Origin of the sequence: Euzebyella marina (assembly GCF_014855515.1) — a bacterium.
Lineage (GTDB): Bacteria > Bacteroidota > Bacteroidia > Flavobacteriales > Flavobacteriaceae > Euzebyella > Euzebyella marina.
The window spans coordinates 49831-65627 of sequence record NZ_JACYFK010000003.1 but is presented as its reverse complement, the minus strand read 5'-3'; the positions used below and the strand labels follow the sequence as shown (position 1 = coordinate 65627).

The window sequence follows — 15797 nt, the reverse complement described above, 5'->3', positions numbered from 1 at the left end:
ATGTTAAACGAGGAAGAAAATCAGAAATACGAAGTGTGGCTACGGGGCCCTATTGCTGGTATTCCCGCTCTCTTGCAACCAGCCGCCCATGCCCTACTCCAAACATCTGAGGAAATAAAAAAGTACACTGTGAACATCTGCCCAGAGCAACTTTGGCTACAACCCCATGGCAGGGCTTCCATAGCTTTTCATCTGCAGCACATCACCGGCGTTTTAGATCGAATGATTACTTATTCCAAAGGGAAAAGTTTGAACGAAAGTCAGTTCGAATTTTTAAGAGCGGAAGGAAAAGAAGATAGAACGATAACCATTGCCCACCTCATCGAGGATTTTGATGGTCAACTCGACGAAGCCTTGGCCTACTTTAAGACTCTTTCTGAAGATGTTCTAAAGGAAGGGCGTACCGTAGGTAGAAAAAAACTGCCCAGCACGGTAATTGGTTTACTGTTTCATTCCGCTGAACACTCCCAAAGGCATACAGGGCAAATGTTGGTAACCGCCAGCATCGTAAAAAGTGCTCAAAAAAACTGATAATTAACGGTTTAACTATCTATAACATAGTCTTATCTATGCTTTAACAGCGATTGCCCCTTCTATTGTTTAGATTAAAGTAAATCAAATAAAAAACATAGACATGGGAATTATAGAAGATAAAAAATTCAGAAGGAAGAAGGAACAAAGTAATCCTACGAATCCTACTGGTAACACTAGAATAGATACCAATAAGTTTGATTTTGATGAAAAGACCATCAAGAATCAACAAAATAAGAAATAAGAGGCTTTACATTAAATAGCCAAATCTAAAAAAACCCCGCAACGGAAGTTTCCGTTGCGGGGGTTTTACGATTTTATAAATAGTCAATAACCTGGATTTTGTTGTAATAATGAATTTCTATCCATTTCATTTTGTGGAATGGGCCATATGTATTCATGGTTTTGAAAATCCTTTAGGTCTTCTGGGTGTGATTCATTAAACTCCAACAGTTTATCTTCTAGTAATTGCCAACGCACGAGATCGTCTTTGCGAAGACCTTCAAAACAAAGTTCCAGTTTTCTTTCCTCTACGATAGCATTAAAAAATTCTTGCTGGCTTAATCCTGATGGCAGGTCATAATTTTCATTTTGATAAGCTCTTCTGCGTACGGAATTAAAAGCTTCGTACGCCATTGCTGTAGGACCATTTACATTATTTTCCGCTTCGGCAAGCAATAATAAAATATCAGCATATCTAATCAGAATAGAATAATTAATAATGTCGCTTTCAGTTATATCTAATTTTGACTTAAACTTTAATGGCCTCCAATCTTCGGGATTGACGGCATCTTCAATTTGTGCACCGGCCACTGTAAATGAAGCTATATTGTGATAGAATCTCTGATCGGGAACGCTAATAGGAAAGGCAACCGAATCCGTAAAGGTATTCCCTGCCCCAGATGCTATTATAAATGAACGGCTCAGTAATAACCAATCCCCGGTTGCAAATCCCAAAGGCCCCCAAGCTTCCCCATAGAAACCGGAAGAAAATTTAACGGCAAATAGGTTTTCTAAGCTTTGGGAAGCCATGGTTGAGTTGAACACATTAGAATAACTTTCCTCCAGAGAAAGCAAATTCAGTAACTTTTTGAATTGCTCCAAGGCTTTGGTATATTTCTCGGTTTGCAACAAAGGAAAACCCGCCATTTGCATATATACTTTGCCTAAAAGAGCCGTTGCCGCTTCTCTACTAGATTCGTAAACGGATTCGAAATGTGGTAAATACTGCTCGGCAAAGACTAAATCTTCAATGATTTGTTGATAAACCTCCTCACCACCTTGTACATATTCCGAAGGAGTCTCAAGATTGGTATTCAAAGTAGTTACCAAAACAGGATTTCCATAAATCTTTACTAGGTTGAAATACGTTAAAGCTCTTAAAAATTTGAATTTAGCCTCAAACTCGACTTCATCAATTTCCTGGGCACCCAAGCATTCAGGATCATTCAAACAATCCAAGCCCATATTTATGTTACGGATTATCGCATAGTACTCTGAAAAAACTCGATTCACAATAGGATCACCTGAAGATAATAGGTATTTATCTAAAGTCGTTAGCTCACCATTTGTTTGTTTATTAACATAGGCGATATCTGTACCTATGTCGCCCCAAAAAGTACTGAAGCCATCAAAACTATAACCATCACCAATTTGTTCATATAGATTACCAAGAACCAAACTTAAATCTATTTCCTGTGGATATATTACAGGAATCGCCTCAAGTTCTAACTTTACAAATATGGTCTCATCATGTAATACGTTCACCATTCTCGTAAAATAATCATCAGGAGCTTCTGGCAATACTACTTTTACCTCGTATTCTCCTACAGAAATATTCTCGAACAAAGCGCTACCTTCACTATCGGTAACTAGAGATAAAGTTGACGGGGAAGTAGTTACATTGGCATTTTCGGAGGGTTTATTGTCGACCCAAACCTGCACCTCTAGATTACCTTTCTCAATGACCGGCATATCTTCATCAGCCTCACTACACCCAATAAGAAAAAGAACACAACACAAGCTAAAAAAATACCTTTTGTACATATGAAAAGAATTGAATCAAGCGAGTTGAAACTTACGTCAATAAGTTAATCGGAGAAAGACCAAAATGACCAAAAACTAATAAATCCGTTAAACGGTTAATTCTATAAATCAAAGAGGGATTTCCAATAAAACTGGAAATCCCTCTTTATTTCATTTAGATACTAATCCTTAAGCCGAGTTTCTACTGGCATTGATGTTACCATACAATGAACGGGTAACAATCTTTTCGTAAAGCTCGGTCAAATCAGACTCTTGCCCAATTTTCTGTAGTGCAAATTGTTGAATAACCAATAATGGTAGCACAATGTTTTCGCGAATCTTAATCGACTCTCGAGACACTGCCTCGTTTTCCATAAGAACCTTACTGCCCGAAATCATTAGTAACATTTTTTTCGACAGCAAATACTCTTCATGAAGAATATTCCAGAACTCGCCATATTTTTTATCCTCCTTCATATAGCTGGTAAGTTCAAAGTAGCATTTGGAAAGCGACATCATACTATTGAGCATTAAAGCCTTAAAGAATGGTACTTCTTTGTATAACTTTTTAATCTCATTAATTCTACCATCATCTTTCAAGGTCTTAATGGCGGTTCCGATACCGAAATAGCCAGGAACGTTCTGTTTCAATTGGCTCCATGACCCAACAAAGGAAATCGCTCTAAGATCTGTAAGTTCTAGTTTCTTTTTATTTCCGCGTTTGCCCGGTCTACTACCAATATTGGCCTTTTGGTAATATTTTAATGTACTTCTATTCTCCAAGTACGGAATGAACATTTCATGGTTCTTAAGGGCATCATACTTTGCAAAACTTAATTCGGAAAGTTCTTCTATCAGTTTGCGCTGCGACCTTGAGATTACGTTCTCTTTTCCAAATAAATTATTGGAAAGACCAGCGGTCAAAAGCTGCTCACTGTTATGAATAAAATGCTCTTTAGTACCGTAGGTACTGGTAATCGTCTGCCCTTGAATGGTCAACTGAATCTCGTTATTGGCCACCTCTTTGGTTTGAGCGGCATAGAATCGATGTGTCTTGCCACCACCTCTAGCTGGTGGTCCACCACGGCCATCGAAGAATATGGCCTTGATTCCATTTTTACTACAAATCTTCGATAAGGTTTCTTTGGTCTTTAAAATATTCCAATTGGCTTTAAGATACCCCCCATCTTTTGTTCCGTCTGAGAAGCCTAGCATGATGGTTTGGTTATTACCTCTATTTTCTAAATGTTCACGATATTCCGGTAAATCGAAAAGGGTTTGCATGGTATCTTCAGAACTATCCATACCCTTCATAGTTTCGAATAGCGGAATGATATCAAAAGTTATTTCCTCACGTTCCCATCCACACCATCTAAATAGGCCGAATACGAACAATACGGAAAAAATATCCTCTGAATTACTAATAATATACCGGTTACAACCATCCTCACCATTGGTGGCTTGAATGTCTTTTAACTGTGAAATGTTTTCAATGGTATCTTTTACTATCGGCTCATCATAATCACTTGCATTCAACTCAAGCTTCTTATTGATCAGAATATCAACAAGCTCTTTTTCGGATAGCTCATCGACAGTTTCTTTGATCAAACCATTTTGCTTTAGAATGGTTTCTATAGCCAGTTTGTGCTTGCTATGATCTTGACGGATATCAAGTGTAGCGAAATGGGTTTTGAATATTTTGACCTTATCAAGAAAAAAATCTAATTCTTTAAGATAAAGGCTATGATATTTGGTCACCAACAGTTCGCGAATGTCGAGCAAAGGCTGAAGAATATCTTCATAACCCACATTCTTGCTGGCATCGAACATAGCTGTGTACAGATTGTTTCTCAGTTTTCTAATCGGCTCTTGAACCCCTTTGAAGGTAAGCTTCTTTTGAATTTGCTTAAGGTCATTATAATAACATTTCATCAAAGTGACACGCAGCTCGTTCGCTACGTCTTTGGTAATCGGAGCAGTTACGAACGGGTTACCATCTCTATCACCACCTGGCCAAAAACCAAGTTTCATAATATTATGGTTATCAAAATCTGCCTTTCGAATATTCGATTTGATATAAGAATATAATTCACCAATAGCCTCATAATAAGTATGTCGGAGGATGTAGATAATATTCTTGGCCTCATCTAGAGGAGTTGGTTTTTCGGCATTCAAAAGTGATGTTAAACCCAGTTGTTGTAACGTTACGTCGATATCATCGATACGGTCTTCTAAAATCAGAGACCGAAGGTCATCAATAATATCAAGAACTGCCGGCGTATAGAATTGCGTTGGGTGGGCCGTTAATACAATTCTGGCACTGAAGGTCGATAATTTCTTAGAGACCTTATCCCAACTCTTATTCTTATCTACCAGTTCAAAATAATCAGGAATGCTCAACGATCTTCGATGCTCTTGCAGTTTCGGAAAAGCCGCATCTTCAACACTATCATAAAGTACCACTTGACGTTCAACATACTGAATGATCCGGAACATAAAATCAATGCGTTCTTTCTCTGATTCTATCTTCACATAGTTTTGAAAAAATGATTCCAAAATTTCTTGCGGATTTTGACCGGAGTCCAATCCTTTTTGGCATTGATCCAATAAAAGCGGAATAAGAATACCTACGTTCTCAATATTTCGATAAGGTAGGTTTAGAAAAAGACTATTGTAGACATTAAATTTATTATTGACCGATTTTTTAAACTCGTTCAGTTTCTCATCTTGCTGTTGCATAGGCTGTTTTATAAAAAATATGGTTATCAGGCGATCATTAATCAGGTAATCGAGTTTCTTTTAGCTCCATAAATATCGGTATTCTACGGTGATTGTCAATCTATCGCTGAGGTTATAACAAAAATATTTGGCTACACTACAAAAACAACAGAGTTCACAACAATAATTTCGATATCGCTTTGCTTACTGATACTTTTACTCATGTAAACAAAACAGAAGTAAATTTTTTCATTTTCATATAGTGTTCTCGTAAAAGAGCTTTGTCTAAACCGACAAGGCTCTTTTTGGTTTTTGACCTCACTACATAAAATTTCGACTCGATTTACGAAGCACCCAACATAGCGATTTAAATGGGAAAAGGGAAATTCTAAGAAATAAAAAATTGCCTGTATTGATCGACCCGAAAATCTAAGGTGTTATACGCCACGTTTAAAGATTTTTGATACTTGTAGGCATCTAAACTGCCCACTGCCCGATTGGCAGCTCCAGATGGCGCGGTAAGCGATACAGTCTCTATCGTTCTTTTAGTCTTTGGTAACTCAAAAGAATAGATTCGGGGCACTTGATCCGAAACAGTTCTTAATTTGATATGGTGCGCTTTTATTGATTTTCTAAAGAAATATTCCGGCCCATTTTTGCTGTTGCCACCCATGAACAAAATAGTCTTGATTTCTTCATAATTTTCAAGATGGCCAATTATATCTCTCAAGCAAACATTTTGCATACCTAAATCCGAAGCATCAACTTTCATTCTTTCGGCACTTTCAACAATATCGCAAACGGCTATCTTTTGTTCAAAAAGAAAGTTTTTTCTTTGGAGAACTGCCTGCTGATTATTCTCGAATTTTAATTGCAAGTTAAAGATGCGGTCTAAAATGGGCCAAAGCATACCATTTCTACTACCATAACAAAAATCGACATCATCGGGCTTCAAATCGCCAGATGTGAACCTTGGCGGAGGAAGCGTACCAACGATGAGCTTTGTGGCTTCGGGAAATAGAAATGGCTCATAAGGATGGGTATGCAAAAACAAGACAGAACAATTTTATAATAGTCAGATAGGGTAAAAAACCAAGTTTCAAAAATGGAGATTATCGTGGGCAAAAACAAGCCTTCTTAATTTCCGGTAACGAACAAAACTTGATATTTCTTCTGAAAAAAATTAATTTTCTCCTTCAAAAAAATAAATCATGGGAAAAGGAGATCAAAAATCTAGAAGAGGAAAAATTGCCAATAGGTCGTACGGAGCCAAAAGGCCGCGCAAAATTAAAAGAAGACCCACCGTGGAAGAGAAAATCGATATTAAGAAAAAAAAGTAACTACCTGATGAATACGGGTTCGTTTTCTTTCTCGGAATACTCTTCACTAAACTTATACCCGTCATAATCAAAGCCCTTGATATCAGACAGCGTTTTCGCATCGGTATCGATAATGTAACGAACCATTGAGCCCCTGGCCTTTTTGGCAAAGAAACTGATGATTTTAAGCTTATCATTTTTCCAGTCCTTAAAAACAGGACTGATTACCGGTACTTTCAAACGTTTGGTATCAACCGCCCCGAAATATTCATTACTGGCCAAGTTCAAGAATAACTCATTATCATCTAATTCGGCATTTAAAAAATCAGTAACAGGTTTCTTCCAGAATTCATAAAGATTATTTTTTCGGCCGACCTTTAATTTGGTACCCATCTCTAATCGATAAGCCTGAATAAGGTCAAAAGGTTTGAGCACACCGTAGAGACCTGACAAAATTCTTAAGGTATCCTGTAGCTTTGTCAGTTTTTCTACTGGTATGTTAAATGAATCTAACCCTTGGTAAACATCACCGCTAAAGGTAAAAGCAGCTGGTCGCGAATTATCAGCTGTAAAGGGTACTTCGAAATTCTGGTTACGCTCCCAATTCAATTCAGCAAGGTTATCTGAGATTGACATCAACTCTTTCAAAGCTTTAGGCTTCTTCTTTGCCAAGACTTTATTCAGCTTTTCAGCTTCCGCGATAAACTGGGGCTGGGTGGGTTTTATTTCGGGCAATTCGGTATCAAAATCCAACGACTTGGCAGGAGAAACAACAATTTTCATTTCTAATTTTTTAGCGGGGTAAAAGTAAGGAGGTTAGAAATGAAAAGCAACGGCCTAACCATAGTCTTCTTGATGAAGCCATTGAATTTGATTATACCTATTGACTATGTTTCGAATAATGCCTCCACTTGTCGATACAGGCTACCATATCTTCCGGAATTTCAGAATCGAACCGCATTAGTTCACCACTTACGGGATGGGTAAAGCCAAGAGTTTTTGCATGAAGGGCCTGTCTGGGCAATATTTTAAAGGCATTGTCAACGAACTGTTTGTACTTAGTGAATGTAGTACCCTTCAATATTTTATCACCTCCGTAGCGCTCGTCGTTGAATAGGGTATGGCCGATGTATTTCATATGTACCCTTATTTGGTGGGTACGACCGGTCTCCAGCTTACAAGAAACCAAGGTAACATAGCCCAAACGCTCTAGAACCTTATAATGGGTAACGGCTTCTTTACCTTCATCGCCATCAGGAAAAACCTGCATCTGCAACCTATTTTTTGGGTTACGGGCAATGTTACCTTCTACAGTTCCTTCGTCATCTTCGACATTTCCCCAAACCAAGGCGATATATTCCCGTTCAGATGTCTTATCAAAAAATTGTTTGGCCAAGTGGGTCATAGCCGCCTCCGTTTTGGCAACGACCAAAAGCCCGGACGTATCTTTATCAATTCTATGTACCAACCCTGGGCGTTCATTACTATTGACAGGCAAATCTTTAATGTGATGCAGAAGGGCATTGATTAAGGTACCAGAGTAGTTACCATGCCCGGGATGCACAACCATTCCGGCAGGTTTGTTCACTACCAAAAGCACCTCATCTTCATAGACTATATCTAAAGGAATATCTTCAGGCACCAATAAGAACTCGTGGGGCGGATGCTCGAACATCACCTTGACCTCATCGGCCGGTTTCACCTTATAATTCTGCTTAACTATAGAGCCATTGACCCAAATATGTCCGCTTTTGGCAGCCTGTTGAATTTTATTTCGGGTAGCATACTCGATAAAATTCATTAAAAATTTATCTACCCTTAAAGGTTCTTGACCTTTCGCCGCTGTAAAACTATGATGCTCAAAAAGTTCATCATCGTTCCACTCTTCATTTTCTTGTGATTGCATAGGTTATTCAGAGTCTGCTTGTACCCTAGCCTCGTCTGAAACGGTACCGTTACCGCAGACCAGTTCTATCTTAGATGTCTTGGGAAGTTTATCGCCAGGTTTCACATATTTACCTTTGTACTTGATGTGGTAAACCATATCTTTTCCGAGCTCATCAATATAAGTGACTCTTTGAATATCGAGCCCTACCGCACGCAACATAGAAGTTGCATTTCGTTGCGTAACCTGTATGATGTTGGGTATGGATACTTTTTTATATCCTGAAGGATTGACCGTAAAGTAGATTTTTCGATTCTCTTTTACTTTATTGCCCGCAGGTGGGTTTTGTTCAATAATAGAAAATCTTGGATATTCAGGATTATAATTGGCAGAATCAAGTACCTCATAGCGTAGACTTGCATCTTCAACGGCCTTTCTCATTTCAGGCACCGACATTTTCGAAAAATCAGGAACCTCTACAAACTCTCCGTGATTAGTGGTATTGTCCAAATAACGTAAAACCAAAAACACTAAAATGATGGTAACCAAAATGGCTAGACCTATTTGTATGAGAAAAACTTTACTTCTTAGAAAATTTAAAAAATTTCGCATGAGGATTATTTAGACGTCACAAATATAAGTAATGATGCGCTTCAATATTTTGTTTTAAGACAAAGTTGGGTGCACCTAAAGTTTGAATAATATAATATTCGATTCAAGAATCGATGATAAATCTACTGCTCACAAAATTTTAGTGACAATTCAGACTGTTTTTCTTTTCTTTGAATCGAACTTTTCAAAAAACGAACAAATGAAAAAGAATATTGCCATAATCATGGGTGGCTACTCGAGCGAAGTACAGATTTCTTTAAAAAGCGGCAATGTTGTTTACGAATCTATGAATAGGGAAAAGTTCAACCTTTATCGCATTCATATATTAAAAGAAAAATGGGTTTATGTTGATGAGAAAGATATTGAGCACCCTGTCGATCGTCATGACTTCACCGTAGAAATCAATGGCGAAAAAATCTCATTTGATTGTGTTTTCAACGCGATTCATGGTACGCCGGGTGAAGATGGTTTGATGCAGGCCTATTTTAAGCTTCTTAACATACCCCAAACATCATGCGATTATTATCAATCTGCATTAACATTCAATAAGAGGGATTTACTCAGTACCTTAAAACCATACGGAATCAAATCGGCTACTTCCTATTACTTGAACATGGGCGATGAGATTAAACCAGACCTCATCGTAGCCAAAGTCGGCCTACCCTGTTTCGTTAAAGCTAACAAAGCGGGTAGCAGTTTTGGTATAACCAAGGTGTATAAAAATGAAGAATTGGTACCAGCCATCAAAAAGGCGTATCAAGAAGATGATGAAGTTATTATTGAGTCATTTTTAGATGGAACCGAAGTATCGGTGGGTGTAATTACTTATCAAGGAGAAACCAAAGTTTTGCCGATTACCGAAATCGTAAGTGAAAACGATTTCTTTGATTATCAGGCCAAATACGAAGGTAAATCGCAAGAAATTACCCCTGCCAGATTATCATCTGCCCAAGAAAGAAATGTTACCGAAGTTGCTAAGAAAGCCTATGAGGTACTAAAGATGAAAGGTTACACCCGAAGTGAATTTATCTTTAAAGGCGACGAACCCTATATGCTTGAAATGAATACCACCCCGGGCCTTACTAGGGAAAGTATTCTACCGCAACAGGCAAAAACTGCCGGAATTTCTATCTCGGCCCTTTTCGATAGTGCTATTGAAGAGGCCTTAAAGAAATAGGGCGAATCTTTGGTCATCAATCGTTCGATTCTTATTTTTCATGAAAAATAGAACCGAAACAACTCGATTGAAGGTTTTATTTTTAAAAAATCCTAACCAACTATTATGAAACGTGCTATTTTCCCCGGCTCATTTGATCCACTGACCCTAGGTCATTATGATATCATCATGAGGGGCATTACACTTTTTGACGAGGTTATTATTGCCATCGGTGTCAATGCCGACAAAAAGTATATGTTCACTTTAGAAAAGCGTATGGAGTTTATAACCAAGGCTTTTCAAAACGAACCTAAGGTAAAGGTTCAGACCTATGAAGGCTTAACGGTCGAGTTTTGTAAGAAGATGGACGCCAGTTTTATTTTAAGAGGATTAAGAAACCCTGCCGATTTTGAATTTGAAAAAGCAATTGCCCATACCAATAGAAAGCTTTCCGAAATAGAAACGGTATTTCTACTCACTTCGTCAGGTAAATCTTACATAAGTTCATCAATTGTTAGAGATGTCATAAGAAATGGTGGTGATTATACAGGGCTGGTTCCTGATACTGTGAGAGTATCTTAGCCTGTTTTTTTCACTTAATGCAAAACTTTAGCATTATATTTTCTTTTTTTGCAATTAAATTATTTTCTTGCCATAGATAATCATACTACTTTTAGATTATAATAGTAGGAAATAACTTTCAAATTTCATTATTTTGACCAAACCACTTGAATCTTGAACCAAACAACGGCTTTCGTCATATTCACAACAAACCTTTAGATAAATCCCCCATCCGCACTACTTTAGTACGAAATTTCGTTATTATGCCGAAAGGAACCGAAATAGATAACCAAAAATATCTGATTAAACAATTGCCGAACGCTACGGCATTTGTCAATGTAGATTTTGAGGTAGTTTATGCTTCCGACAAGTGGCTCAAACTATACAACCTAAAGGCTTCTGAGGTTTTCGGCAAGCGTATCGACTACTTATATTCCAATTCCAATAATCAGATTACCAACACTTTAAGTGACTGTATTTCAGAAAAAGTTGATAAAACTTTTGAAGAATGCAAATACGACCCCAGTGGAAAAAAATGGTTTGAATGGCACTGTAATCCTTGGATTGACGAAAAAGAAAATGTAATCGGTCTTATCATTCATACGGAAGATGTTACCCATCAAAAATTAGCGGAAACCAACTTAGGAAGACTTAGATCCAAATTGGATATCATTTCGAAAATCGGAAAAATTGGAAGTTGGGAGTATGACCTAGCTGCCGACAAACTAATCTGGTGTGCGGTAACCAAAAAAATTCACGAGGTAGCCGCTGATTACGAACCGACCATTGAAGAGGGTATTCATTTCTATCGTGATGGTTACAGTCGAAACATGATTGCCATGGCAGTTCATGATGCTATGACGAAAGGTACTTCCTATAGCGAAAAATTAATGCTGATAACGGCCAAGGGCAATGAAATATGGGTTCAGGCCAATGGAACACCGGTTTACGAAAATGGGCAGGTAGTTGCGCTTAGAGGGACCTTTCAAGACATAAACGAAAAGGTAATTTCTGAAAACAAGACCAAGGCGAGTGAAACGCTTTTACATACTTTAATAGATAACCTACCCTTGAATATATATATCAAGGATAAAGAGTCGCGTAAGATTTTGGTCAACAAATCTGAATGTGATTTTCTCGGCGTTAACGACCCTCAAGAATTGTTGGGAAAAAGCAACTATGAGCTTTACGATAGCGACATTGCCGAAAAACTCAATCAAGAAGACCAACAAGTGATGGACACTCTAGTGCCTATCATCAACAAAGAAAGTAGCATACGTCAAAAAAATGGCAAAACCACCACTTTTTTGGTTTCAAAAATACCTTTGATTGGCGAACATGGCAAGGTCAACGGTATTGTTGGTATCAGCCATGATATTACCAACATTAAACAAAACGAATCAAAACTGCGCGATTTGGTCAATGTAGCTTCGCTACAAAATAAAAAATTGGTCAACTTTGCCCATATCGTATCCCATAATTTACGCTCACATACTGCCAATTTTTCGATGTTATTGGAGTTTTTGGTCGATGAAAAAGACGAAGACGAAAAGAAAAATATTATGGGCATGCTTACCAATGCTTCCAACAATTTGATGGAAACGTTGGAAAACCTTAATGAGGTCGTAGCCATCAATACCAATGTAGGATTGGAGAAAAAGCCAATCTTACTTCATGAAAAAATAGAAACGGTACAACAGAATTTAACTGCTTTCCTTAAAAGTCATAATGCCACTATAATTAATGACGTTGAAAAAGACGCTACCGTAAAGGTAGTACCTGCATATATGGAAAGTATTTTAATGAACTTTATTACCAATGCCGTAAAGTACAGAGATCCAAACCGAGAGCCTATCGTTAAATTGAGTTTTCAAAACACGAACGGTTCTACTATGCTATCTATTGAAGATAATGGTTTGGGCATAGACCTAAAGAGGTATGGCGACAAACTCTTTGGCATGTATAAGACATTTCACAACCACAAAGACTCGAGGGGAATCGGTCTCTACATCACAAAAAATCAGATTGAAGCCATGAAAGGACGCGTGGCCGTCTGTAGTGAAGTAGGTACGGGAACTACGTTCAACATATATTTTAATGAAAAAGATTGAGAGTATTTGCATTATTGACGATGACCCCATAACTGTATTTGGAGTACAAAAAATGCTGAGCTTGACCGTTTCTTGCGACAATATCAGTTCTTACGTAAACGGTAAAAAAGCACTTGACGGAATTAAAAAAAATCTTGAGGAAGGGGCAAACTTACCACAGGTCATATTTTTAGACATTAACATGCCCATCATGGACGGGTGGCAATTCTTGGAAGAATTCATCGCTTTACCCTCAGAAGAAAAAGTTCGCATCAATATCATCACTTCATCAATTGATGCCCACGACAAAGAGAAATGGGAACACTACCAAACAAGAACGGACCATTTAATCACTTACAATAACAAACCTCTCTACAAACAACAAATTGCCGAAATAACCCAGAAAGCCTAGATATTGCTAACAATTGTCGGTATTTTGTTATAGCACCGTTCTTTTTGTTTTTAAACTCTGTCTATCATTCTTGCCAAAAGTGTTTTTGCTTAATTTTACCGAATGAGAGCATCAATACAAGAGCATTTTATAAAGAGGTTTTACTATATAATTTTAGTTTCCTTTTTAGTTCTTTCGTGCAAGAGTGAAGAGCAAAACGAAGGTGAAACCTACCAGACGCATTTTGAATCGAGCAATGGTGAAGAAACGGCAACCTACCTACAGACCATAGATTTTTATATTAGGCTGGCTCGAGAATTTCCTGAAATAAATATGCAAACAATGGGTAAGACCGATAGCGGATATCCTTTGCACATCATTACTTATAACCCTGACGGCGATTTCAATTTTCAAAAAATAGGAGATAAGAAAACCGTTATTCTTATCAACAATGGCATACACCCTGGTGAAAGTGACGGAATCGATGCAACCATGCTCTTGTATAGAGATTTGGCTACCGGCCAAATCGAGGCTCCTGAAAATACCGTTCTAGTTACCATCCCCATTTATAATATCGGGGGAGCAATGAATAGGAACAGTACAACCAGAGTCAATCAAAACGGACCCAAATCTTACGGTTTTAGGGGTAATACTCTAAATTACGATTTGAATAGAGACTTTATAAAGGCAGATTCAAAGAACGCCAAGACATTCTACGAGATTTTCCACATGGTAAAACCTGATATTTTTATAGACAACCATGTTAGTAATGGTGCCGATTATCAGTATACCTTAACTCATCTATTCACCCAACATAATAAACTTGGCGGAGCGTTAGGCACCTATTTGCACGAAGAAATGATGCCTAAGTTAGTAGAAGGTCTAAAAAAGGATAATTGGGAAATTACGCCTTATGTGAATGTTTTTAATGCTGTTCCTGAAAATGGTTTTTCCCAGTTTATGGATTCTCCAAGATATTCTACTGGATACACCACCTTATGGAACACGTTTGGTATGATGGTCGAAACCCACATGCTTAAACCATATGAGCAGCGGGTAAAAGGAACCTATAAGCTTATGGAAAAGATGCTTTCAATTGCCGAAAGCGACTATGAGAAAATCAAACTATTAAGAGCTGAAGCCGTACATAGGCACAAAGAATGGAAATACTACCCAACTCAATGGCAAGTTGATACCACACGGGTTTCCCAACTTGATTTCCTAGGCTATGAAGCCGATACGTTGACTAGTGAAATAACGGGGTTTGATCGATTAAAATATGATAGGGAAAGACCTTTTAGCAAAAAAGTTCGCTATTCAAATTATTTCAAAGCGGTCGATTCTGTAGAGATACCAAGCGCGTACGTTCTAAGAAAAGGATGGACAAGAATTACCGACCTGCTAGACCTTAACGATATTGATTATCAAACTTTACAGAGAGATACTTCTCTGACGGTCGAAGCATACAAAATCAAAAATTATGACACATCTGTAGTACCTTATGAAGGCCACTACCCGCATAAAAACACCGAAGTAAATGTCACTGTAAAAAGAGTTCAATTTCAACAAGGCGATGTAATCATACCTACCGACCAACTTGGTTTTAGGTATATTTTAGAGGCATTGGAACCTTCGACCGTCGATTCGTTTTTCAATTGGAACTTCTTCGACCCCATATTGCAACAGAAAGAAGGTTTTTCGCCTTACGTTTTTGAAGATTTAGCATTAGAAATTCTAGAAGAAAACGCAGCTTTAAAAGATAGTTTTCTTCTTAAAAAAGAGAATGACCCGACCTTTGCCAGCAATTGGTATAGTCAACTAAGTTACATTTACGAAAACTCTGAGTATTACGAAAAAGCGCACAACCAATACCCGGTTTACCGCTTAATGAAAGAAAGTCAAGAAGGCAACAAAAACTAGTCGCCGAACAACAATTTAATATTGGGGTAAGAATTCTGAAGAGCCTTTTGAATCTTTTGCGGGCCTTTCCATTTCACTTTTACAATACCTTCTTTTTTCTCTGGTTTGAGTTTACCAGTATACTCGGTTTTCATGGCATACCAGTGAACCTCTTTTAAAGTATACTTCCCGCTATTACTAAAAACGTGATAGGTAGTTCTCAAGAAATTTTCGATCCGCAAATTTTTCACACCTGTCTCTTCCATTACCTCTCTAACGGCGCAATCTTCTATTGATTCACCCTTATCAAGTTTTCCCTTGGGCAAATCCCATTTATCGTTTCTATAGATAAATAGTACCTCACCCAATTCATTGGTAACTACCCCACCGGCGGCCACCACCAATGGTATTTCTTTAGTGAATTTTTTAAGTATTTCTTCGTGGTTGGGATGGTAGATATAAGCGGCGTTCAGCTTCTTCTTCTTGAGTGATTTGATCGCATCTTGAATCGAATTTTCATTCAAGGGAAAATATTCTCCATTGGCAGTTTCCGAGAGCTTATTTGTTAAGATCAACGGCAATTCGTTCACAAAAACTTTATACATTTGCG

15 protein-coding genes are annotated in these 15797 nt (G+C 37.9%); 8 read left to right on the top strand and 7 right to left on the bottom strand.

Translation table 11 applies throughout. The features are described from left to right. Both IL356_RS13280 and IL356_RS13275 read left to right on the top strand, forming a co-directional pair. Positions 1-531 carry a DinB family protein gene (locus IL356_RS13280; protein ID WP_121848065.1) on the top strand — a complete coding sequence of 177 codons (531 nt, stop codon included), beginning with the start codon at positions 1-3 and terminating at the stop codon, positions 529-531. Between the two features lie 103 nt (positions 532-634). Continuing rightward, the gene (locus IL356_RS13275; protein WP_162987820.1) at positions 635-775 is read left to right on the top strand and encodes a hypothetical protein; all 141 of its coding nucleotides are present in this window, start codon (positions 635-637) and stop codon (positions 773-775) included. 83 nt (positions 776-858) lie between these two features. Here the strand turns inward: IL356_RS13275 and IL356_RS13270 are convergent, their stop codons facing one another. The 3 genes from IL356_RS13270 to IL356_RS13260 all read right to left on the bottom strand — a co-directional run bounded on the left by IL356_RS13270 (position 859) and on the right by IL356_RS13260 (position 6328). Then, positions 859-2577, bottom strand: coding sequence for a RagB/SusD family nutrient uptake outer membrane protein (locus tag IL356_RS13270; protein ID WP_121848064.1), 1719 nt, complete (start codon positions 2575-2577; stop codon positions 859-861). A gap of 168 nt (positions 2578-2745) precedes the next feature. After that, on the bottom strand, positions 2746-5295 hold the full coding sequence (locus tag IL356_RS13265) for a phosphoenolpyruvate carboxylase (RefSeq protein WP_121848063.1): 2550 nt from the start codon (positions 5293-5295) through the stop codon (positions 2746-2748). Between the two features lie 367 nt (positions 5296-5662). Continuing rightward, the gene (locus IL356_RS13260; protein ID WP_121848062.1) at positions 5663-6328 is read right to left on the bottom strand and encodes a uracil-DNA glycosylase family protein; all 666 of its coding nucleotides are present in this window, start codon (positions 6326-6328) and stop codon (positions 5663-5665) included. A gap of 157 nt (positions 6329-6485) precedes the next feature. Between IL356_RS13260 and IL356_RS13255 the strand changes: the two genes are divergently transcribed. Next, positions 6486-6614, top strand: coding sequence for a 30S ribosomal protein THX (locus IL356_RS13255; RefSeq protein ID WP_121848061.1), 129 nt, complete (start codon positions 6486-6488; stop codon positions 6612-6614). Here IL356_RS13255 and yaaA read toward each other — a convergent pair whose 3' ends face one another. From yaaA to IL356_RS13240, 3 genes are all read right to left on the bottom strand, one after another. Further along, entirely contained in the window at positions 6615-7376 is a 762-nt protein-coding gene (gene yaaA / locus IL356_RS13250) for a peroxide stress protein YaaA (protein ID WP_121848060.1), read from the bottom strand. 97 nt (positions 7377-7473) lie between these two features. Then, the gene (locus IL356_RS13245) at positions 7474-8499 is read right to left on the bottom strand and encodes an RluA family pseudouridine synthase (RefSeq protein ID WP_121848059.1); all 1026 of its coding nucleotides are present in this window, start codon (positions 8497-8499) and stop codon (positions 7474-7476) included. Between the two features lie 3 nt (positions 8500-8502). Next, positions 8503-9090, bottom strand: coding sequence for a PASTA domain-containing protein (locus IL356_RS13240; protein WP_121848058.1), 588 nt, complete (start codon positions 9088-9090; stop codon positions 8503-8505). A 199-nt stretch (positions 9091-9289) separates the two neighbouring features. Here IL356_RS13240 and IL356_RS13235 point away from each other — a divergent pair, with 199 nt between their 5' ends. From IL356_RS13235 to IL356_RS13215, 5 genes are all read left to right on the top strand, one after another. Beyond that, a complete protein-coding gene (locus tag IL356_RS13235) occupies positions 9290-10267 on the top strand; it encodes a D-alanine--D-alanine ligase (RefSeq protein ID WP_121850631.1) in 978 nt (325 codons plus the stop codon). 105 nt (positions 10268-10372) lie between these two features. Further along, positions 10373-10828 (top strand): pantetheine-phosphate adenylyltransferase, encoded by a 456-nt coding sequence (gene coaD / locus IL356_RS13230; protein WP_121848057.1) that lies wholly within the window; start codon positions 10373-10375, stop codon positions 10826-10828. 242 nt (positions 10829-11070) lie between these two features. Continuing rightward, positions 11071-12918 (top strand): PAS domain-containing sensor histidine kinase, encoded by a 1848-nt coding sequence (locus IL356_RS13225; protein ID WP_121848056.1) that lies wholly within the window; start codon positions 11071-11073, stop codon positions 12916-12918. Then, positions 12905-13309, top strand: coding sequence for a response regulator (locus IL356_RS13220; protein WP_121848055.1), 405 nt, complete (start codon positions 12905-12907; stop codon positions 13307-13309). Before IL356_RS13225 ends, IL356_RS13220 begins: the two co-directional genes overlap by 14 nt. Positions 13310-13411: 102 nt before the next feature. Then, positions 13412-15208, top strand: a complete 1797-nt coding sequence (locus tag IL356_RS13215) for a M14 family metallopeptidase (protein WP_121848054.1) — start codon at positions 13412-13414, stop codon at positions 15206-15208. Here IL356_RS13215 and IL356_RS13210 read toward each other — a convergent pair. After that, positions 15205-15792, bottom strand: a complete 588-nt coding sequence (locus IL356_RS13210) for an NUDIX hydrolase (protein ID WP_121850630.1) — start codon at positions 15790-15792, stop codon at positions 15205-15207. The two genes, IL356_RS13215 and IL356_RS13210, sit on opposite strands and share 4 nt — an antisense overlap. Between the last annotated feature and the right edge of the window lie 5 nt (positions 15793-15797).